The following is an 18890-nucleotide window of genomic DNA, read 5'->3' as shown; positions in this document are numbered from 1 at the left end:
CGGACGGGTCACCACACTTCCGTCCGGCCCGATCCGGCGTCAAGAGACTAACGTCGGAGGCATGCCGACCGTCGAAGCACCGATCGCCGCCGTGACCGTCTACCCGCAGCAGGCCCGGATCACCCGCCGGGGCAAGGCACCGCTGGACGGCGGCTCGCGCCTGACCTTCGCCGGGCTCCCGCTGTCGCTCGACCCGGGCTCGGTCCGCGTCACCGGGACCGGTCCCGCGCTGATCACCGGCGTCGACGTCCGCACCGAGCGGCACGCTTCACCGGCCGACGCCGCGCTGCGAGCCCTCGTCGAACAGCGGCGCGCGGACCAGGCCACGCTCGACGGCGTCGTCGACGACGAAGCGGCCGAAGCGATGAAGGTGGATTTGCTGACGTCGCTCGCGAAGCGCAGTGGCGGCAGCTTCGCGAAGGCGCTGGCCGCGGGGACCGCCGAGCCGTCGCGCGTCGCGGAGGTGACGGACGCGCTGAGTGCGCGGCTGGCCGCGGCCCTGAAGTCCCGCCGGGCGCTCGCCGACCGCGTCACCCGGCTGCGCGAGGACCTCGACGCGCTCGACCGGCGGATCTCGGAGCACAGTGCACAGTCCGAACAGGACAGTACGTCGGTGGTCGTGGAGCTGGAGATCTCGGACACGGCGGGATCTGCGGACCTGGAACTGTCCTATGTGGTCCCCGGCGCGAGCTGGGAACCGGGGTACGACATCCGCGTCCGCGGCGCCGACGTCACCGTGACGTCGTACGGGCTGGTCAGCCAGTACACGGGTGAGGACTGGCCGGAGTGCGAGCTGGCGCTGTCGACCGCGCGGCCGGCGGTCTCGGTGGTCGTCCCGGAGCTGCAGCCGTGGTACCTCGACCGCCGGGTCCCGCCGCCCCCGGCTCCGGCGGCGGCGTACGGCGGCTCGGGCGGCGGAATCCCGGAAGGCGCGTCACGGATGCGGTTCGCCGCGGCTTCCGTGTCCGCGGCGCCGGCGATGGCACCGAAGTTCGCGCAGGTGGAGCAGGGCACGACAGCGGTCACCTACCGGCCGACCCGCCCGGTCGAGGTCCCGTCGGGCGCGCAGGGCCACCGCACGACGCTGGCGCAGCTGGATCTCACGGCCTCGCTCGGTTACGTGACCGCGCCGGTGCTGGCGGAGGAGGCGTACCTGCGCGCGATCGTCGTCAACAGCTCGGACCACGCGCTGCGCCCGGGCCGCGCGTCGGTCTTCCACGACACGGAGTTCGTCGGGACGACGGTTTTGGAGCCCTGGGCCCCCGGCGAGGAACTGGAGCTGGCACTGGGCGTCGACGACCGCATCCGCATCGAGCGTGAACTGACCCGCCGCACGGCATCGAAGGCGACGCTGTCGGGCCAGAAGCGGCGCGAGGCGGAGTACCGGATTTCGGTGGCCAACCACGGCCCGCGCGCGGCGGAGGTGACGGTGCTGGATCAGGCGCCGGTTTCACGCGACGACACGATCACGGTGCGGGACATTCGCACGACGCCGGAACCGGTGGAGACGTCGGAGCTGGGCGAGTTCACGTGGAAGCTGACCGTGGGCGCGGGCGAGACCAGCGTGGTGACGCTGTCGTACCGGGTGGACGTGGCAAAGGGCGTGGAACTCACCGGCTGGCGGGAATAGCGGATTCCGGGGAACAACGGCGAACGCGCATGCCGGCGAGGTTGCTCGCCTCATGCGCGTTCGCCGAAATCCCGGTGAGCATCAGCCCTGCGAAATGTAGGCCTCCAGCTGTTCCTGGCTCTTCTCCAGCTCTTCCATCCGGTTCTTCACCACGTCGCCGATGGAGATGATGCCCGCCAGGCGGCCGTTCTCCAGGACCGGGACGTGGCGGATGCGCCGCTCGGTCATCAGGACCGAGAGCTGGTCCACCGAGTCCTCCGGGCCGCAGCTGGCCACCAGGGTCGTCATGATCTCCGATACCGGGCCGTCCAGCAGCGCCGGGCCGTGGTCGTTCAGCCTTCGGACCACGTCGCGTTCGGAGACGATGCCGGCTATCGAACCGTCCGGGGCGATGACGACCATCGCGCCGACGTTCTTCTCGGCCAGTCCGGCCAGCAGCGTGGACACCGTGGTTTCCGGGGTGACCGTGGCCACGGCCGTCCCCTTCTTGCGCAGCAGATCGGCAATCCGCATGGCGATCCTTCCCGTCGGTGAACTGGGTCACAACAGGTTAGGGCCCGGCAGCACCGCGCGAAAGTCCGGCAAACGGGGCGTGTTCGTGGTATTCGAACCGATTCAGCCGAGGCGTTCGGCCAGGCCGTCCAGCGCGAGCCGGATGCCGGCCGCGTAGTCGTCGTCGCAGAGGGCGTCCAACCGGGATCGGGCCAGGTCCAGCTGCTCGCGCGCCGCCGCCAGGTCACCCAGTTTGCGGTAGTCCTCACCCAGGTTCAGGTGCAGCGACGGGTAGAACCCGCGCACGGCCAGCGACGAGTGGTATTCCTGCGCGCGGTCGTCGGTCAGCGAGTCCGCCGCCGCCAGCGCCCGCAGGTCCCACTCGAGCTCCTCGGCCGGGTCGTCGCAGACGTCGGCCATGTGGTGGGCGAGCGCGACGCGGTGCAGCGGGTCGCCGTCCGGTCCGACCGACGCCCACAGCTCGGTGAAGGTCGCGTACGCCCCGGCGCGGTCCCCGCCGATGTGCTGCCGCAGACCGGCGTCGATCGCCACCATCACGTCGTCGGTCATGCCGCTCCCTCGTCCACGAGCGCGCGCAGCCGGGCCAGTCCCGGCTCGATCCGCTCGGCCGCGACCGCACCGTAACCGAACACGAGCCCGTGCCGCCGCTCGCCCGCGCTGAAGTCGCCCAGCGAATACAACTGGACGCCGTCACGGCGGGCGCGCCGGACCCACGCCGCCGTATCGAACTCCGCAGCCGCGCTCAAGTGCAGCCCCGCGGTCGACGGCAACGGCGTCAGGACGTCGGCGAAATCCCGCACCAGCACCCGCGAAAGCAGCTCGTGCCGGTCGCGGTAGACCTTGCGCATCCGGCGGACGTGCCGGGCGAAACCGCCTTCGGCCATGAACGCCGCCAGCGCGGCCTGCTCGACGTTCGGCGCGTGCCAGTCGGTCAGGTAGCGGGCCTTCACCAGCGCCGGCACGAGTGACGGCGGGGCGATGAGGAAACCGAGCCGCAGCGCGGGCGAAAGCACCTTCGAGAACGAGCCGACGTACACCACCCGGCCGCGGGAATCCAAGCTGTGCAACGGTTCCAGCGGCCGGCCGGTGTAGCGGAACTCGGTGTCGTAGTCGTCCTCGACGAGCACGGCGTCGGTGCGCTCGGCCCAGTCGAGCAGCTCGAGACGGCGGTCCAGCGACATCGACAGGCCCAGCGGGTACTGGTGCGACGGCGTCACGTACACCAGCCGCGTCCCGGCCGGGATGGCGTCGACGACGATCCCGGACTCGTCCACGGGCACCGGCGCGACGCGCACCCCTCGCGACTCCAGCACGAGCCGCGGCGGCGGGTACCCCGGGTCCTCGACGGCCGCCAGGTCGCCGGGCCGCAGCAGCACCCGCGCGACCAGGTCGGTCGTCTGCTGCGCGCCCGCGGTGACGACGACCTGCTCGGCCGTCGTTCGCACGTCCCGCGACAGCCCGACGTGGCGGGCGATCTCGGCGCGCAGCCCGGCGTGGCCCTGCGGGTCGCCGTAGGTCATCAGGTCGGCCTGGCCCGCGCGCAGCCGCTGCGTGACCAGGCGGCGCCAGGTGTCGAACGGGAACCGCGTCAGGTCCGGCACGCCGGGCCGGAAGTCGAACTCCGGCGCCGGGGCGAACGGCGCGGGCGGGGCGGGCACGGCGTCCCACTCCGGCAGCGGCCGCACCCCGGAAACGTGGGACGGCTCGGGGCGCGCCACCGGGAACGCGGTGACGAACGTCCCGGCGCCGACCCGCCCGGCCAGGAAGCCCTCGGCGGTGAGCCGGTCGTAAGCCGCGCTGACCGTCGTACGGGAGACGGCGAGGCGCTGGGCCAGCTCGCGCGTCGGCGGCAGGGCCTCGCCGGGCCGGAACCGGCCGTCGAGGATCGCCGCGCGCAGCTGGCGGTAGATCGCGTCGCGGTGGCCGCGCGTGCCGGTCAGGTCGATGTGGACGTCCACCCGGCCGATCCTAGATTGGCCCACGAAGGTTGCCACGGTTTTGGCACTGTCCGTGGTCCGCTTCCGCTCCTAACGTCCGTCCCATGGACTTCCGTGAACTCGACCGCCGCACCCTGCCGCTGCTCGACAAGATCGTCGCCACGGCGACCCCCGAGGACCTCGCCCTCCCGACGCCGTGCGCGGGCTGGACGCTGGCCGACCTGCTCCGCCACCAGGTCAGCGAGAACCACGCCTTCGCGACGGCGGCCCGTGAGGGCTCGGCACCCGACTGGCACGGCGGCGACCTCGGGGACGACCCGTACGCCGCTTACCGGGCGTCCGTCGACGACTACCTCGACGCGATCGCCGACGACGCCGTGCTCGGCCGGCAGATCGCCGTCAACACCTTCGGCACGTTCCCCGGCCCGATCGCCACGCAGATGCACCTGGTCGACACCGTCGCGCACGGCTGGGACCTGGCCCGCACGCTCGGCCTGCCCTACGAGCCGGACACCGAGGCCGTGCACGCGGCGATGCGGCTGGCCGAGCTGATCCCCGACGAGGGCCGGGAGAAGAACGGCTCGTTCGCGCACAGCGTCGACGTCCCGGCGAACGCGAGCGAACTGGACCGCTTCCTCGCCCGCCTCGGACGGCGCGTCAGCTGACCTCGCCGGCCGCCGCGCTCCACGTGTCGCACGACTTGGTGGACTTGCCGTCGTAACCGGACTTGGCCCACGAAAGCTGGTGTGCGCGCGAGCCGTGGGTGTCGCTGTCGTTGGCGCGGCCGTAGTCGGCGACGGCCGCGTTCGCCAGCGACCGGCTGATCGAACCCGAGCCGGCGACCGCGGCCAGGAACAGCGAACCGAAGCAGTTCGCCTGCAGCTCGATCCGGCGGACGACCTCCTTGTCGGCCGGGCTGTCCTCGTCGGGTGAGGTCATCTTGTCGGCCGCGGCGGACAGGATGCCGCTCTCGCGCTGCACGTGGTGGCCGTACTCGTGGGCGATCGTCGCGATGTGGCGGGCCTTGTTGAGCCCGGCGTCCGACAGCATCCAGTCGGTCGGCGCGTAGATCGTCGTGTCACCGCCGCAGTAGTAGGCGACGGCCTCGTTCTCGGTCGGCGCCGCCCCGCACGCGCTGTGCTCGGGCAGCGTGACCGACACGGTCGCGGTCAGCGTCGGTTCGCCGGCCTTCTCCAGCGCCGGGCGCCACGACTGCTCGAGGCAGTCGGCCAGCGCGCGGTAGTACGCTCGGAGCTGGTCGGCCGACCGGCCGAGGTCCGGCAGCGCGCACTCGGCGGGGCCGGGCGTGATGCCGGCGGCGAGCAGCGGGTTGCGGGCCAGCTCCGGCACGGGCTTCGCGTCCGACGTCGACCCGGTGTCCCCGAACGCGCGGCCGGTGTCGGCGCCCGGCGCGGCCAGGGCGTGGCCGTCGAGGCGGTGCGGGAAGGTCGCGGCGATCAGCGAGAAGGTCAGCACGATCACCAGAACGCCGATGACGGCACCCCACAGGCGGCTGCGCGGCGGCGCGATCGGGACGGGTGGCGCGGTCGCCCAGCCGGGTGACGCCCAGGGGTTGGGTTCGGGTGCCCACGCCGGTTCCGGAGGCCGGGCCGCCAGCGGCGGCGGTGGTGGCGGCCCGGGAAATCCGGACCCGTCGGCGTCGTTCACGTTCTCCCCCTGGTCGCTTCGCCCAGCATACGGACGAGTGCCGGGGCCCGGATCACGAAACGAAAACGCCACCCGGTGGCCGCCGGGGCCGTCACCGGGCGAAACTGTCGGTATGAGTGTCGAGGATCCGTACCTGTGGCTGGAAGACGTGACCGGCGAGGAAGCACTGGACTGGGTGCGCGCCCGCAACGGCGAAACGCTCGCCGAGCTGACCGCCGGCGAACGTTTCGCGGAGGTCCGCGACGAGTTGCGCGAGGTGCTCGACGCCGACGACCGGATCCCGTACGTGCGCCGCCGCGGCGAGCTGCTCTACAACTTCTGGCAGGACGCGAGCCACCCCCGCGGCCTGTGGCGCCGGACGACCCTGGAGTCCTACCGGCGGGCCGAGCCCGAGTGGGAACTGCTGCTCGACGTCGACGCGCTGGCCGAGGCCGAGGGCGAGAACTGGGTCTGGCAGGGCGCGACCGTGCTGCGGCCCGGCTACCGGCGTGGCCTGATCGAGCTGTCGCGCGGCGGCGCCGACGCCACGGTCGTCCGCGAGTTCGACCTCGACGCGCACGAGTTCGTCGACGGCGGCTTCGCGCTGCCGGAGGCGAAGACCCGGATCGGCTGGATCGACGAGGACCGCGTGTACGTCGGCACCGACTTCGGCCCGGGCACGCTGACCAGCTCGGGGTACCCGCGGCTGGCCAAGGAGTGGCGCCGCGGCACCCCGATCGAAGCCGCGACGCTGGTCTACGAGGGCAAGGCCGACGACGTCTCGATCGGCGCGTCCCACGACCCGACCGAGGGCTTCGAACGCGACTTCGTCAGCCGCGCGATCGACTTCTACCGCTCCGAGCTGTACCTGCGGACACCCGGCGGGCTGGTCAAGATCGACGTCCCGGACGACGCGAGCGCGTCGCTGCACCGCGAATGGCTGCTGGTGCGGCCGCGGACGGCGTGGACCGTCGGCGGCACCGAGCACCCGGCCGGCTCGCTGATCGGCATCCTCTTCGACGCCTTCATGGACGGCGACCGGGCCTTCACGACACTGTTCACGCCCGACCCGCACACCTCGCTCGACTACTGGGCCTGGACGCGCCACCACCTGCTGCTCGGCCTGCTGCGCGACGTCCGCACCGAGCTGCGCACGCTCACGCCGGGCCCGGACGGCTGGCAGGAGGAACCGCTGTCCGGCGGCCCGGAGTTCGGCAGCGCGGACATCTTCGACACCGATCCCGACGTCAGCGACGAATACCTGATCAACTCCAGCGGGTTCCTCCAGCCGTCGACGCTCAGCTACGGCCACGTCGGCGAAGAGGTCGAGGTGCTCAAGCAGGCTCCGGCGTTCTTCGACGCTTCGGGGATGAACGTCGCGCAGTACTTCGCGACGTCGGAGGACGGCACGAAGATCCCGTACTTCGTCGTCCGGCCGGCCGGCGCCGAAGGCGGCCCGACGCTGCTGACCGGCTACGGCGGCTTCGAGGTGTCGCTGACGCCGTCCTACAGCGGGATGATCGGCCGCGGCTGGCTGGCGCGCGGCGGCACGTACGTCGTCGCGAACATCCGCGGCGGTGGCGAATACGGCCCGAACTGGCACACGCAGGCGATCAAGGCGCAGCGGCACCGGGTGTACGAGGACTTCGCCGCCGTCGCCGCGGACCTCGCCGAGCGCGGCATCACGACGCCGGAGAAGCTCGGCATCCAGGGCGGCAGCAACGGCGGCCTGCTGATGGGCGTGATGCTGACGCGCTACCCGGAGCGGTTCGGCGCGATCGTCAGCCAGGTGCCGCTGCTGGACATGCGCCGCTACCACCTGCTGCTGGCCGGCGCGTCGTGGATGGCCGAGTACGGCGACCCCGACGAGGCCGCGGAGTGGGAGTTCATCTCGAAGTACTCGCCGTACCAGAACGTCCACAGTGGAGTGTCCTATCCCCCGTCGCTGTTCGTGACGTCCACGCGCGACGACCGCGTGCACCCCGCCCACGCCCGCAAGATGGTGGCGCTCATGCGTGAGCAGGGGCACGACGTCCGCTACCACGAGAACATCGAAGGCGGCCACGGCGCCGCGGCGGACAACGAGCAGCTGGCGTTCAAGTGGGCGCTGGTCTTCGAGTTCCTGTGGGAGCAGCTCACGAGGTAACGCGCGCGAGCACGACGCCGCCGACGATCAGGGCCAGCGCGGCCACCCGGCCGAGACTCAGCGGGTCCTTGGTCACGACGACGCCGAGCACGATCGCGCCGACGGCACCGATCCCGGTGAACACCGCGTAGGCGGTGCCCACCGGGACGGTGTCCATGGCGCGCGAGAGCAGGTAGACCGCGGCCGCGCAGAGCACGAAGCAGAGCAGCGTCGGCCACGGCTTCGTGAAGTTCTCCGTCGGCTTGATGCTCTGCGACCAGGCGATTTCGACGAGCCCGGCGGCCACGAGGGTCACCCAGCCCATCAGAGGCCGCCCAGCGCTGCTTCGAGGGAAGCTACCCGCTCTTTGTCGCGTCCGGCGAGGTGCGGGTCGACCAGGGCGTTGGTCAGCTCGGCGTGCACGAACCGGACGTCGGCGACGTCGTAGTGCCCGGCGACGAAGTCCCGCAGGTAGGCCTCGTGGTGGTCGAACGGCGCCCGCGGGGTGCCCGGCGCGTACGTCCCGCCGCGGGCGCCGGCGATGACGAACGCCTTGCCGCGCAAGGACATCCGCGGGAACGTCACCTGGTCGATCCACGTCTTGAGCGCGGCCGGGATCGAGAAGTTGTACATCGGCGCACCGATGAGGACGACGTCGGCCGCGAGCAGCTCGGCCAGCAGCGGCTCGACGACCGTCCAGGCGGCTCGTTGGGCCGGGGTTTCGACGACGTCGGCGTAGTGCGCGGGATCGGTGATGCCTTGGGCGAGCACGGCGTCGCAGATCTCGGTCCAGGCCTCGCCGATCACGGGGACCGGGTCGGCGGCGAGGTCGCGGTAGGTGCGGGTGCCGTCCCAGGCCGCGGCGTAGCGCGCGGACAGCTCGCGCGAGAACGACGTGCGGCGGGCGCTGGAGTCGAGGTGCAGCAGGTGGGTCACGGTTCCTCCTCAAGTGGACGCGGCGTCCACTTGAGGCTAACTGGACGCCTCGTCCGGATATTCCCTAGGCTGACGCCATGCCCGAACGCGCCGACGCCGCCCGCAACCGCGCGAAGATCCTGGCGGCCGCGGAGGAGCTGTTCGCCGCCCGCGGCGCGGCGGACGTGACGATGGAGGACATCGCGCGCGCGGCCGGCGTCGGCCGGGGCACGCTCTACCGCCGCTACCCGGACCGCGCGGCGATCGCCGTGGCGCTGCTGGACGAGCACGAACGCCAACTGCAGGAATCCCTGCTGCGCGGCCCTCCCCCGCTGGGCCCGGGCGCACCGCCGGCCGAGCGCCTGGCGGCCTTCTACGCGGCGATGGTCGACCTGCTGACCCGCCACGCGCACCTGGTGCTGGGCACCGAGGTGGGCCACTCCCGCTTCAAGACGGGCGCGTACGGCTTTTGGCACACGCACGTCCGGGTCCTGGCGGCCGCGGCGAACGCCCCCGACCCGGACGTCCTGGCCGACGTCCTGCTGGCCCCGCTGGCCCCGGAGCTGTTCCTGCACCAGACGGGGCAGGGCGTGACGCCGGAGCGGATCACGGCGTCGTTGCGGGCCCTCGCGGCCCGGACGTTCTAAAAGACTTCGGCTCGTTCACCGCGAATTCGCGCGAGGGCGGCTTCGAAGGCGGTGACCACGTCGGCCACGAAGACGAGCCGCCCGACGCCGAGCTTGCGCAACGCCCGCCCGTGGTCGGCGGCGACCGTGATCGTCACGCCGAGCAGGAGGAGCCGCCAGGCGCCGAACACCAAGGCGCGCATCGGTTTGCCGAGCGTGGCGAAGCCGATCCGGAGGCGGTGGCAGTGGAAGGGCACGTGCCGCTCCTCGTCGGCGAGGATCAGGCCCGCGACCCGCGTGACGAGCGGGTCGGCGGTGCCGTCTCGCAGCGCCCGGTAGTAGCGCAGCGCGACGACCTCGGCGATGAGCAGCACCATCAGCTCGAGCCGCAGCCCGAGCGCCCGCCGCAGCCGCACGAAGACGGTGTCGGACCAGTGGCTCGCGATCGCCGGCACGCCGGCGGCACGCAGCAGTTCCGCCAGCATCCGGGCGTGGTTCTGCTCCTCGGCGACGAAGAGCTTCACCGCGGCCAGGTAGTCGCCGCTTCCGGCTTTCGCGATGAGGTTGGCCCCGTCGCCGTCTTCGCCGACCTGGAACCGCTGGATGCTCCGCGCGACGTCGGGATCGAGCCGGGCACCCCGCGCCCACGGCGGATCCTCGCGCAACCGTCGGCGTCCGGCCTCGGTTTCGAAGTCCTGGAGCCAGTGTCGGTGGGTCATCGCGTCGATGATGCCCGGAGGCTGTGGACGACGTGCGCCGTTCCGGCGGAGATCCGGTGAGGATGTCCGCTCGGCCTATCATCGGGAGGATGCCGATCACCCTGCGGTTCGAAGCCCGCATCCCCACCCAGGACCTGGCCCGCGCCCGGCGGTGGTACGCCGAGAAGCTCGGCCTCGAACCGGCCGAGGAGCGGCCCGGCGGCCTGCGCTACGAGAGCGACTCGGGTGTGTTCTGCCTCTACGCCTCCGCCGGCAAGTCCGACGGCTCGTTCACCCAGATGGGGTTCTACGTCGACGACGTCGAGGCGGCGGTCGCCGAGCTGCGCGCCCGCGGCGTGGTGTTCGAGGAGTACGACGGCTGTGTCGGCGGGATCATGGACATCGAGGGCAACTACCCGAGCAAGGGCCGCGGCGAGCGGGCCGCGTGGTTCCGCGACAGCGAGGGCAACATGCTCGGCATCGCCGAGATCGTGCCCTAGCGAGCGCCCAGCACCACGGCTGGAGTCCAGAAGAACACCTTCGGGCGCCGAGCCCGGACGCCGTCAGCCAGCGGGCGGCTTCGCGGGCGTCGGCCTCCGCCTGGATCAGGCCGTTGCCGGCCGGGCGGATGCCGGTCGCCGCGCGGACGTCGTCGACCAGGCCGCCGAGGCAGGCCCAGGAATGCCAGGTTCCGGTGTCGAACCCGATCGGCTCGAAGCCGAGGACGTGCCCGGCCGGCACGGGGAGCCGGTGGCACAGCCGGTCCGGCAGGCCACCGCTTCCCCGCACCCAGCCCGCGGCGGCCAGGTCGGCCAGCAGGCGTTCGACGTGCTCCACGGGAATCCCGGCGGTGAGCACCGTTCCACCGCGGGCCGCCGCGTTCGCGAAGTCGCCGAACCAGTCGTCCCAGCCGGGCTCGGCCGGGACGAGGTCGACGAGGCAGTCGCTCACCGACAGCCGCTTCGCGCCGGCGGCGACCGTTACGTGGCCCGCGAACACGTAGTCGTCGATCACGACTTCGGTGTCCGGGGCCACGCACTTCGAAAACGGTCAGCTGCAACCCGAGGTCGCGCCGCAGCCTTCGCACGCGTAGCACGAGCCTGCTGGGCGCATCTTCGTTCCGCAGGTCATGCACAGTGGGGCGTCCGCTGCCTTGCCGAGGCGGAGTTCCATCAGCTCCGTCGTCGTCTGGGCTTCGCGGTGTGGGTGCTCGGGTTCGTCCGCGTGCGGCTCCGGGGAGGAGTCCACTGTGGACCGAAGAGCTTCGACGTCGACGCCGCCGTAGCCGGCTTCGACCTCGGCCGCGCGTTCGTCCGCGGACAGGATGCCCAGCTGGGCCCGCTTCTCCTCCGGCAGGTAGTCCAGCGCGAGCCGGCGGAACAGGTAGTCCAGCACGCTGGTGGCGATCCGGATGTCCGGGTCGTCGGTCATCCCGGCCGGCTCGAAGCGCAGGTTGGAGAACTTCGAGACGTAGAACTCGAGCGGGATGCCGTACTGCAGGCCCACCGAGATCGACATCGAGAACGCGTCCATCACGCCGGCCAGCGTCGAGCCCTGCTTGCCGAGCTTGACGAAGATCTCGCCGAGGCCGTCGTCCGGGTACGAGCCCGCCGTCAGGTAGCCCTCGGCGCCGCCGACGGTGAACGACACCGTCTGGCTCGGGCGCTTCTTCGGCAGGCGCTTGCGCACCGGCCGGTACTCGACGACCTTCTCCGGTTCGGCCGCGGCCTTGTCCTTCTTGCCGGTGGACAGCGGCTGGCCGACCTTGCAGTTGTCGCGGTAGATGGCCAGCGCCTTGAGGCCGAGCTTCCAGCCCTGGAAGTAGATCTCCTCGACCTCTTCCACCGTCGCCGACTCCGGCATGTTGACGGTCTTCGAGATGGCGCCGGACAGGAACGGCTGCACCGCGGCCATCATCCGGACGTGCCCCATCGGCGCGATCGAGCGCTCGCCGACCGCGCAGTCGAACACCTCGTAGTGCTCCGGGCGCAGGCCCGGCGCGTCCACGACGTGGCCGTTCTGCGCCACGAACTCGACGATCGCCTCGACCTGCTCGGCCTGGTAACCGAGCACCTCCAGCGCGCGCGGCACCGTCTGGTTGACGATCTGCATCGAACCGCCGCCGACGAGCTTCTTGAACTTCACCAGCGAGAAGTCCGGCTCGATCCCGGTGGTGTCGCAGTCCATCATGAAGCCGATGGTGCCGGTGGGGGCGAGCACCGACGCCTGCGCGTTGCGCCAGCCGTGCTTCGTCCCGATGTCGATGCCGCGCTTCCACTCCTCGGTCGCCAGCGAGCGGACCGCGGCGTCGTTGGAGTGGTAGGTGCGGACGAGCTCGTTCGCCGCCGCGTGCTTGCGCATCACGCGCTGGTGCGCCTCGGCGTTGCGGGCGTACCCCTCGTACGCGCCGACGGCCTGGGCCAGCTCGGCCGAGCGCCGGTAGGACACGCCGGTCATCAGCGACGTGATGGCCGCGGCGAGCGCGCGGCCGCCTTCGGAGTCGTACGCGTGGCCCAGCGCCATCAGCAGCGCGCCGAGGTTGGCGTAACCGATGCCGAGCTGGCGGAACTTCCTCGTGGTGTCGGCGATCGGCTCGGTCGGGAAGTCCGCGAAGCAGATCGAGACGTCCATCGCGGTGATGACGAACTCGACCGCGCGGGCGAACAGCGGCGCGTCGAACGTGCCCTCGGGCGTGACGAACTTGAGCAGGTTCAGCGAAGCCAGGTTGCAGCTCGAGTTGTCGAGGTGCATGTACTCGCTGCACGGGTTGGACGCGGTGATCCGGCCGGACTCCGGGCAGGTGTGCCAGTCGTTGATCGTGCCGTCGTACTGGATGCCGGGGTCGGCGCACTCCCACGCGGCCTGCGCCACGGTGCGGAACAGCTGCTTCGCGTCGGTGCGGGACAGCTCCTCACCGGTGAGGCGGGCGCGCAGCGCGAAGTCCGTGTTGTTCTCGACGGCCTGCATGAACTCGTCGGACACGCGGACCGAGTTGTTCGCGTTCTGGTACTGCACCGAAGAGATGTCCGCGCCGGAGAGGTCCATGTCGAACCCGGCGTCGCGCAGGACCTTGATCTTCTTCTCTTCGCGCGCCTTGGTCTGGATGAACTCCTCGATGTCCGGGTGGTCGACGTCGAGCACGACCATCTTCGCCGCGCGCCGGGTGGCGCCGCCGGACTTGATGGTGCCCGCGGACGCGTCGGCGCCGCGCATGAACGAGACCGGGCCCGAGGCGGTGCCGCCCGAGGTGAGCAGCTCCTTCGAGGACCGGATGCGGGAGAGGTTCAGCCCGGCACCGGAGCCGCCCTTGAAGATCAGGCCCTCTTCGCGGTACCAGTTGAGGATCGACTCCATCGTGTCGTCGACGGCGAGGATGAAACACGCGCTGACCTGCTGCTTGGACGCCGTGCCGACGTTGAACCAGACCGGGGAGTTGAAGCTGAAGACCTGGTGCAGCAGCATCCAGGTGAGCTCGTGCTCGAAGATCTCGAGGTCCTGCGGCGAGGCGAAGTAGCCGTGGTCGCGCGCGGCCTTGACGTAGGTGTGCACCACGCGGTCGATCAGCTGCTTGAGGCTGCGCTCGCGCTGCGGGCTGCCGACGGCGCCGCGGAAGTACTTGCTGGTGACGATGTTCGTGGCGTTGACCGACCACGACTCGGGGAACTCCACGCCACGCTGCTCGAAGTTGACCGAGCCGTCGCGCCAGTTGGTCATCACGACGTCCCGCTGCTCCCAGGTGACCTGGTCGTACGGGTGCTCGCCCTCGGTGGTGAAGACCCGCTTCACGCTCAGCCCGCCGGCGGCCTTGTTCTTCTTGCCGGCAGCCGCCCTGGCCCCGGTCCCCACGGTTTCGGTCATGGTCGAACCCTCACTCCCGCAGCGGGACGGTCACTCGCCGTCGTCGCGCTGATCGCTCTCCTTCGGCGCAGCAGCACCCGCGATGGCCTCACGAAGGTCGGCGATCTCCTTCTCGAAGTCCTCGACCGAGGAGAACGAGCGGTAGACGCTGGCGAACCGGAGGTAGGCGACCCCGTCGAGCTCACGCAGCGGACCCAGGATCGCCAGGCCGACCTCGTGGCTCGGGATCTCGGCCAGGCCCGCGGACCGGATCGACTCCTCCACGCGCTGCGCGAGCTGCTGCAGCGCGTCGTCGTCGACCGGACGGCCCTGGCACGCACGCCGGACCCCGCTGACCACCTTGTCCCGGTTGAACTGTTCGGTGACCCCGGAACGCTTCACGACGGCGAGCACCATCGTCTCCGAAGTCGTGAACCGCCTTCCGCACGACGCGCACGAGCGCCGCCTGCGGATCGCCTGGCCTTCATCCACCTCTCGGGAGTCGACGACCCGAGAGTCCGCATGCCGGCAGAACGGGCACCTCATCCGCCGATCACCTTCCCCTCCGCGCCGGCCGCCCCGGTCGACGTCCCGGCCGCCACGCGCGGCCGTGCTGCGGCCACCGGGCACCCCTGCACCCTGGTGATCGACATGTGGACATCCGGTGGGTAAGAGCCGGTCAACTGTGGACAACTGCTGCCCAGTCTACCCCAACCTGTGGACCAACTACAGCGGTGTAACTACTACATATAGCGGCAGAGAGTAGAACTCGGGACTGGCCCGCGCAAGCGACACGACCGGACAGGACCTCGCCCGGGTGAGGGTGGTTGACGGCACCCGCGAGTCAGGGTGCGGGAACGGCGGCCGGGTCGGCCACGGGGACCGTGAGCGGCAGCCCGGGCACCAGAACGGCCTGGTCCAGGCGATTGAGCTCCTTGATCCGGGCGACAACCGCGCCAGTGTCACTGTTCGGCGCGAACCGGGCAGCCAGCGCGGACAGCGTGTCGCCCTGCCCGACCGACACCGTGGCGGTCGACTCGGGCACCGGAGCACCCGCGCCACCGCCGCCGAGAAGACCCAATCCGGTGACCACGAGACAGCTCGCGACGGCGAGTGCGGCGAGCCACGGCCACCGCACCGGCACCCGCCGCGGCGTCGCGCAGGGCGCGCCGGCCGGCCGGCCGCCCGCGACGACCCTCGCGCGCGTCGGCGGGCGCTGCACCTCACCGCGCCGCCCGCGCAGCACGCGCACAGGGCGGGGTGGCGCCGGAACCGGGGTCGCCGGGCGAGCCGGACCGCGTTCGGCCAGAATGGACATCCGAACCTCCTCTAAACCCTGGTGTCCGCCCGATCCGGCGAACCGGCTGCGGTTCGCGGATCAAGGTCGAACAGGCGTTCTATCGAACGTCCGTGCGAAGGTCTACCACCTACCACCGACAAAATCGAGCGGACACGGCGTGTCGATCGAACAGATGTTTGAAATCGCCGTGCCCGGGGGCTAACGTCGGTGACCAGGGCATCTGCCGGGCAGATGCCGCCGGCCAGGCTGCCCGCACCCCGTGGGCGGCGGCCGGCGCGCATGCGTGCAGCGAACGTCTGGGAGGCGACGCAGTGGCGAAGGAGAACAAGGCGGGCAGGACCAGTGGGTCCCCCGGGGGCACCGGCAAGGTGGCCTCCATGCCCGAGGTGTACGACGTGGACGAGACCCTCACCGTCCGCCAGCAGCAGGTCCTCGACGTGATCCGCTCGTGGGTGAGCCGGTTCGGCTACCCGCCGAGCGTGCGCGAGATCGGGGAAGCGGTGGGCCTGACGTCGACGTCGTCGGTCTCCCACCAGCTGCGGGCGCTGCAGCGCAAGGGTTACCTGCGCCGGGACGCGAACCGCCCGCGCGCGGTCGGCGTGCTGTCGGCGACCGACGACAACCCCATGGGCATCGAGATGGACCAGCAGCCGGTCATGCCGAAGGCGGCGTACGTGCCGCTGGTCGGCCGGATCGCCGCCGGTGGCCCGGTGCTGGCCGAACAGTCCATCGAGGGCGTCTTCCCGCTGCCGCGGGAGATCGTCGGCGAGGGCGAGCTGTTCCTGCTCAAGGTCACCGGCGACTCGATGATCGACGCGGCCATCACCGACGGCGACTGGGTCGTGGTCCGGCAGCAGCCGGACGCGGACAACGGCGAGATCGTCGCGGCGATGATCGACGGCGAGGCCACGGTCAAGACGTTCAAGCGCAAGGGCGGCCACATCTGGCTGATGCCGCACAACGAGGCGTACGAGCCGATCCCCGGCGACGACGCGACGGTGCTCGGCAAGGTCGTGGCCGTGCTTCGACGGCTCTGAAAGACGCGGGTTCCGGGTCTCGCACAGCCCGGAATCTTCACCGGATCGAGTGATCTTGGCCGCGGGGAGCCAAGCTCGCGAGAACTACCGGCGGCTTCGGCGGCGCAGCCTGCTGATCCCGAACCAGCCGATCCCGACCGCGGCCAGCGCTATCCCGGCGGCGGGGAGGACGGGGAGCCCGGCCCCGTCCCCCGCCGCACCGGACGACGCGCCGGCGCCGGTCGAGGTCTTCCCCTCCGCAGGTGCGCCGGACTGCGCGGCCAGAGCCGCCGCGCCCCGCACCGCGCGGAGAGGCTGGCCGACGCCTTCGCTGCCGGAAAGCAGCGTGCCGTCGGGGTCGAACGCGATCGCCTCACCCTGCTTCTCCCCCGGCAACGGGATCCGGACCGGGGTGCGCTGCAGCGCGGCGAGCACGTCACCGTCGGGTGCGGCGTAGAGGTAGGCGTCGGTGTAGGTCCGCAGCGCGACGACCGTGCCGTCGGCGTTCGACGCGCCGCCGGTCACCAGCACCGAGCCGATCGACCCGACGGGACCGCCCGGCGTGTCGGTGGTCTCGATCTTCACCGAGCCGACCTTCTCCAGGTTGGTCGGCCCAGGGCTGGCCAGCGGGCCTTGCGGCCGGTAGACCTTCGCCTCGCCGAGAACGTCCTTGGTGATCAGGTACGGCGTCCCCGCCTTGTCCATGATCAGCGCTTCGGTGTCGTGCTGGCCGTCGGGGTAGGTCAGCCGGTGCAGCGTGAGCTTGCCCTGCGGGCTCAGCTCGAGCAGCGCGACGGTCAGCCGGCCCTTCTTGTTGTCCCCGGTGTCGGACAGCCAGAGCCGCCCGTCGGACGTGCGGGCCAGGTCCTCGACGTCGAACGGGTCCGTCTTGTCGGTCAGGACCTTCTGCACCTTGCAGTCCCGCCCGAGCACGAACACCTGGACCTTGGTGCCGCCGTCGTTGATCGCGTAGAGGTGCTCGCCGTCGGACACGAGCCCGGACAGCTCACCGATCCGGGAGTCCTTGACCGTGCACAGCGGTTCCACGGCCGGAGCCGCCGACGCCGGTACCGGACCGCTCAGCAGAGCCAAGAACCCTGCCGCAACCGCGACTCCCCAGCGCACCCAGCCACCTCCGTAGTGTGCGATCACGACGACCGCACACTACGGAGACGTGTCAGGCCCTGGTCGAGTTGGTCTCGTACTCCCGCAAAGCGGCGGCGAAATCCGGGCGGACCCGCGCCAGCAGGCGCGTGCCCTCCTCGACGTGCTCCTCTTCCAGCACTTCGCCCTCCGCGTGCGCCCGCGCGACGAGCTCGCCGTGCGCGTAGGGCACGAGGACCTCGATGGTGACCTCCGGCCGCGGCAGGCGTTCGGTGATCACCTCGACGAGCTCCGGGATGCCGGCGCCGGTGCGGGCCGAGACCTGCACCGAGCCGGACAGCGCGTGCCGCAGCCGGGCGAGGGTGACCTCGTCGGACGCGTCGGTCTTGTTGATCACCAGCAGCTCCGGCGGGAGCGGCTCCTTGCGCTTGCGCGTGATCTCGCCGAGCACCTCGCGCACGGCACTGACCTGCTCCTCCGGCGCCGGGTCGGACCCGTCGACCACGTGCACCAGCAGGTCCGCGTCCGCGGCCTCTTCCAGCGTCGAGCGGAACGCGTCCACCAGCTGGTGCGGCAGGTGCCGCACGAACCCGACGGTGTCGGTCAGCGTGTAGGTGCGCCCGTCCGCGGTCTGCGTGCGCCGCGTGGTCGGGTCGAGGGTGGCGAACAGCGAGTCCTCCACCAGTACCCCGGCCCCGGTCAGCGCGTTGAGCAGGCTCGACTTGCCGGCGTTGGTGTAGCCGACGATCGCCACGCTGGGCACCTCGTTGGCCAGCCGGCGGCCGCGCTTGGTCTCGCGGATCGTGTCCATCGCGGCGATCTCCCGGCGCAGCTTCGCCACGCGCTTGTTGATCCGCCGCCGGTCGGTCTCGAGCTTGGTCTCACCGGGACCACGCAGGCCGACGCCGCCGTTCGCGCCCCCGGCGCGGCCACCTGCCTGCCGGGACAGCGACGCACCCCACCCGCGCAACCGCGGGATCAGGTACTGCAGCTGGGCCAGCTCGACCTGCGCCTTGCCCTCCTTGGACCGGGCGTGCTGGGCGAAGATGTCGAGGATCAGCGCGGTCCGGTCGATGACCTTGACCTTGACCTTCTCCTCGAGCTGCCGCAGCTGGCCCGGCGAGAGCTCGCCGTCGCAGATCACGGTGTCGGCGCCGGTGGACCCGACGATGTCGCGCACCTCCCGCACCTTGCCCGAGCCGATGTAGGTGGCCGGGTCCGGCTTGGTCCGCCGCTGGATGAGACCTTCGAGGACCTCGGAGCCCGCCGTCTCGGCCAGGCGCGCCAGCTCGGCCAGCGACGCCTCGGACTGCAGGGCCGTGCCCTCGGTCCACACGCCGACCAGCACGACGCGTTCGAGCCGCAGTTGCCGGTACTCGACCTCGGTGACGTCGTCGAGCTCCGTGGACAGCCCCGCGACCCGGCGCAGTGACGCCCGGTCTTCGAGCTCCATCTCGCCCGTCGACAGCTCGGCGTCGTACAGGTCGTCGTCGTGGCCTTCGGTGTGTGTCAGTTCTGTCATCGTGCCTCCATGGTCCCACG

18 protein-coding genes are annotated in these 18890 nt (G+C 71.3%); 6 read left to right on the top strand and 12 right to left on the bottom strand.

All coding sequences use genetic code 11. The features are described from left to right. Positions 1 to 61: 61 nt before the first annotated feature. Positions 62 to 1630, top strand: a complete 1569-nt coding sequence (locus VA596_RS35240; RefSeq protein WP_323332892.1) for a DUF4139 domain-containing protein — start codon at positions 62 to 64, stop codon at positions 1628 to 1630. 81 nt (positions 1631 to 1711) lie between these two features. Here the strand turns inward: VA596_RS35240 and VA596_RS35235 are convergent, their stop codons facing one another. The 3 genes from VA596_RS35235 to pdxR form a co-directional block, all read right to left on the bottom strand. Next, the gene (locus VA596_RS35235) at positions 1712 to 2143 is read right to left on the bottom strand and encodes a CBS domain-containing protein (protein WP_323332890.1); all 432 of its coding nucleotides are present in this window, start codon (positions 2141 to 2143) and stop codon (positions 1712 to 1714) included. Between the two features lie 102 nt (positions 2144 to 2245). Further along, positions 2246 to 2692 carry a hypothetical protein gene (locus VA596_RS35230; RefSeq protein ID WP_323332888.1) on the bottom strand — a complete coding sequence of 149 codons (447 nt, stop codon included), beginning with the start codon at positions 2690 to 2692 and terminating at the stop codon, positions 2246 to 2248. Beyond that, positions 2689 to 4101 (bottom strand): MocR-like pyridoxine biosynthesis transcription factor PdxR, encoded by a 1413-nt coding sequence (gene pdxR, locus VA596_RS35225; RefSeq protein WP_323332887.1) that lies wholly within the window; start codon positions 4099 to 4101, stop codon positions 2689 to 2691. Before pdxR ends, VA596_RS35230 begins: the two co-directional genes overlap by 4 nt. A gap of 83 nt (positions 4102 to 4184) precedes the next feature. Here pdxR and VA596_RS35220 point away from each other — a divergent pair, with 83 nt between their 5' ends. Beyond that, positions 4185 to 4745: a TIGR03086 family metal-binding protein gene (locus tag VA596_RS35220; protein ID WP_323332886.1), complete on the top strand. Its 561-nt coding sequence runs from the start codon at positions 4185 to 4187 to the stop codon at positions 4743 to 4745. Here VA596_RS35220 and VA596_RS35215 read toward each other — a convergent pair. Further along, a complete protein-coding gene (locus tag VA596_RS35215; protein WP_323332884.1) occupies positions 4738 to 5748 on the bottom strand; it encodes a neutral zinc metallopeptidase in 1011 nt (336 codons plus the stop codon). The two genes, VA596_RS35220 and VA596_RS35215, sit on opposite strands and share 8 nt — an antisense overlap. 112 nt (positions 5749 to 5860) lie before the next feature. Between VA596_RS35215 and VA596_RS35210 the strand changes: the two genes are divergently transcribed. Continuing rightward, positions 5861 to 7873, top strand: a complete 2013-nt coding sequence (locus VA596_RS35210; RefSeq protein ID WP_323332883.1) for a prolyl oligopeptidase family serine peptidase — start codon at positions 5861 to 5863, stop codon at positions 7871 to 7873. Here VA596_RS35210 and VA596_RS35205 read toward each other — a convergent pair. Further along, positions 7863 to 8177 (bottom strand): DMT family transporter, encoded by a 315-nt coding sequence (locus VA596_RS35205; protein ID WP_323332881.1) that lies wholly within the window; start codon positions 8175 to 8177, stop codon positions 7863 to 7865. The two genes, VA596_RS35210 and VA596_RS35205, sit on opposite strands and share 11 nt — an antisense overlap. Next, the gene (locus tag VA596_RS35200) at positions 8177 to 8788 is read right to left on the bottom strand and encodes an FMN-dependent NADH-azoreductase (RefSeq protein ID WP_323332879.1); all 612 of its coding nucleotides are present in this window, start codon (positions 8786 to 8788) and stop codon (positions 8177 to 8179) included. Before VA596_RS35200 ends, VA596_RS35205 begins: the two co-directional genes overlap by 1 nt. 77 nt (positions 8789 to 8865) lie before the next feature. On the opposite strand from VA596_RS35200, the gene VA596_RS35195 reads away from it, so the two are divergent. Continuing rightward, the gene (locus VA596_RS35195) at positions 8866 to 9414 is read left to right on the top strand and encodes a TetR/AcrR family transcriptional regulator (RefSeq protein ID WP_323332877.1); all 549 of its coding nucleotides are present in this window, start codon (positions 8866 to 8868) and stop codon (positions 9412 to 9414) included. On the opposite strand, the gene VA596_RS35190 is transcribed toward VA596_RS35195, so the two are convergent. Beyond that, on the bottom strand, positions 9411 to 10112 hold the full coding sequence (locus tag VA596_RS35190) for a ferritin-like domain-containing protein (protein WP_323332875.1): 702 nt from the start codon (positions 10110 to 10112) through the stop codon (positions 9411 to 9413). The two genes, VA596_RS35195 and VA596_RS35190, sit on opposite strands and share 4 nt — an antisense overlap. Before the next feature lie 89 nt (positions 10113 to 10201). On the opposite strand from VA596_RS35190, the gene VA596_RS35185 reads away from it, so the two are divergent. After that, entirely contained in the window at positions 10202 to 10591 is a 390-nt protein-coding gene (locus VA596_RS35185; RefSeq protein ID WP_323332872.1) for a VOC family protein, read from the top strand. Between the two features lie 550 nt (positions 10592 to 11141). Here the strand turns inward: VA596_RS35185 and VA596_RS35180 are convergent. The 3 genes from VA596_RS35180 to VA596_RS35170 all read right to left on the bottom strand — a co-directional run bounded on the left by VA596_RS35180 (position 11142) and on the right by VA596_RS35170 (position 15246). Next, entirely contained in the window at positions 11142 to 13949 is a 2808-nt protein-coding gene (locus VA596_RS35180; protein WP_323332870.1) for a vitamin B12-dependent ribonucleotide reductase, read from the bottom strand. Between the two features lie 30 nt (positions 13950 to 13979). Next, complete coding sequence (gene nrdR, locus VA596_RS35175) at positions 13980 to 14474, bottom strand: transcriptional regulator NrdR (protein ID WP_323332868.1); 495 nt, start codon at positions 14472 to 14474, stop codon at positions 13980 to 13982. Positions 14475 to 14772: 298 nt separating this feature from the next. Beyond that, on the bottom strand, positions 14773 to 15246 hold the full coding sequence (locus VA596_RS35170; RefSeq protein ID WP_323332866.1) for a LysM peptidoglycan-binding domain-containing protein: 474 nt from the start codon (positions 15244 to 15246) through the stop codon (positions 14773 to 14775). Positions 15247 to 15605: 359 nt separating this feature from the next. Between VA596_RS35170 and lexA the strand changes: the two genes are divergently transcribed. After that, positions 15606 to 16265, top strand: coding sequence for a transcriptional repressor LexA (lexA, locus tag VA596_RS35165; protein WP_323332864.1), 660 nt, complete (start codon positions 15606 to 15608; stop codon positions 16263 to 16265). A gap of 84 nt (positions 16266 to 16349) precedes the next feature. On the opposite strand, the gene VA596_RS35160 is transcribed toward lexA, so the two are convergent. Together VA596_RS35160 and hflX are read right to left on the bottom strand one after the other, a co-directional pair. Beyond that, on the bottom strand, positions 16350 to 17369 hold the full coding sequence (locus VA596_RS35160) for an SdiA-regulated/phytase-like domain-containing protein (protein WP_410171951.1): 1020 nt from the start codon (positions 17367 to 17369) through the stop codon (positions 16350 to 16352). A 52-nt stretch (positions 17370 to 17421) separates the two neighbouring features. After that, complete coding sequence (gene hflX / locus VA596_RS35155) at positions 17422 to 18870, bottom strand: GTPase HflX (RefSeq protein ID WP_323332861.1); 1449 nt, start codon at positions 18868 to 18870, stop codon at positions 17422 to 17424. Positions 18871 to 18890 lie beyond the last annotated feature (20 nt).

The sequence above is a fragment of the Amycolatopsis heterodermiae genome (genome assembly GCF_034929455.1).
Taxonomy (GTDB): domain Bacteria; phylum Actinomycetota; class Actinomycetes; order Mycobacteriales; family Pseudonocardiaceae; genus Amycolatopsis; species Amycolatopsis heterodermiae.
Note: the sequence above shows the minus strand (reverse complement) of the source record. Positions and strands in the feature narration are given on the sequence as shown.

Bases quoted from the DNA above. Each gene is read 5' to 3' on its own strand.
- VA596_RS35240 (WP_323332892.1), top strand. From the start codon at position 62: ATGCCGACCGTCGAAGCACCGATCGCCGCCGTGACCGTCTACCCGCAG.
- VA596_RS35235 (WP_323332890.1), bottom strand. From the start codon at position 2,143: ATGCGGATTGCCGATCTGCTGCGCAAGAAGGGGACGGCCGTGGCCACG.
- VA596_RS35230 (WP_323332888.1), bottom strand. From the start codon at position 2,692: ATGACCGACGACGTGATGGTGGCGATCGACGCCGGTCTGCGGCAGCAC.
- VA596_RS35220 (WP_323332886.1), top strand. From the start codon at position 4,185: ATGGACTTCCGTGAACTCGACCGCCGCACCCTGCCGCTGCTCGACAAG.
- VA596_RS35210 (WP_323332883.1), top strand. From the start codon at position 5,861: ATGAGTGTCGAGGATCCGTACCTGTGGCTGGAAGACGTGACCGGCGAG.
- VA596_RS35205 (WP_323332881.1), bottom strand. From the start codon at position 8,177: ATGGGCTGGGTGACCCTCGTGGCCGCCGGGCTCGTCGAAATCGCCTGG.
- VA596_RS35195 (WP_323332877.1), top strand. From the start codon at position 8,866: ATGCCCGAACGCGCCGACGCCGCCCGCAACCGCGCGAAGATCCTGGCG.
- VA596_RS35190 (WP_323332875.1), bottom strand. From the start codon at position 10,112: ATGACCCACCGACACTGGCTCCAGGACTTCGAAACCGAGGCCGGACGC.
- VA596_RS35185 (WP_323332872.1), top strand. From the start codon at position 10,202: ATGCCGATCACCCTGCGGTTCGAAGCCCGCATCCCCACCCAGGACCTG.
- VA596_RS35180 (WP_323332870.1), bottom strand. From the start codon at position 13,949: ATGACCGAAACCGTGGGGACCGGGGCCAGGGCGGCTGCCGGCAAGAAG.
- nrdR (WP_323332868.1), bottom strand. From the start codon at position 14,474: ATGAGGTGCCCGTTCTGCCGGCATGCGGACTCTCGGGTCGTCGACTCC.
- VA596_RS35170 (WP_323332866.1), bottom strand. From the start codon at position 15,246: ATGTCCATTCTGGCCGAACGCGGTCCGGCTCGCCCGGCGACCCCGGTT.
- lexA (WP_323332864.1), top strand. From the start codon at position 15,606: ATGCCCGAGGTGTACGACGTGGACGAGACCCTCACCGTCCGCCAGCAG.
- hflX (WP_323332861.1), bottom strand. From the start codon at position 18,870: ATGACAGAACTGACACACACCGAAGGCCACGACGACGACCTGTACGAC.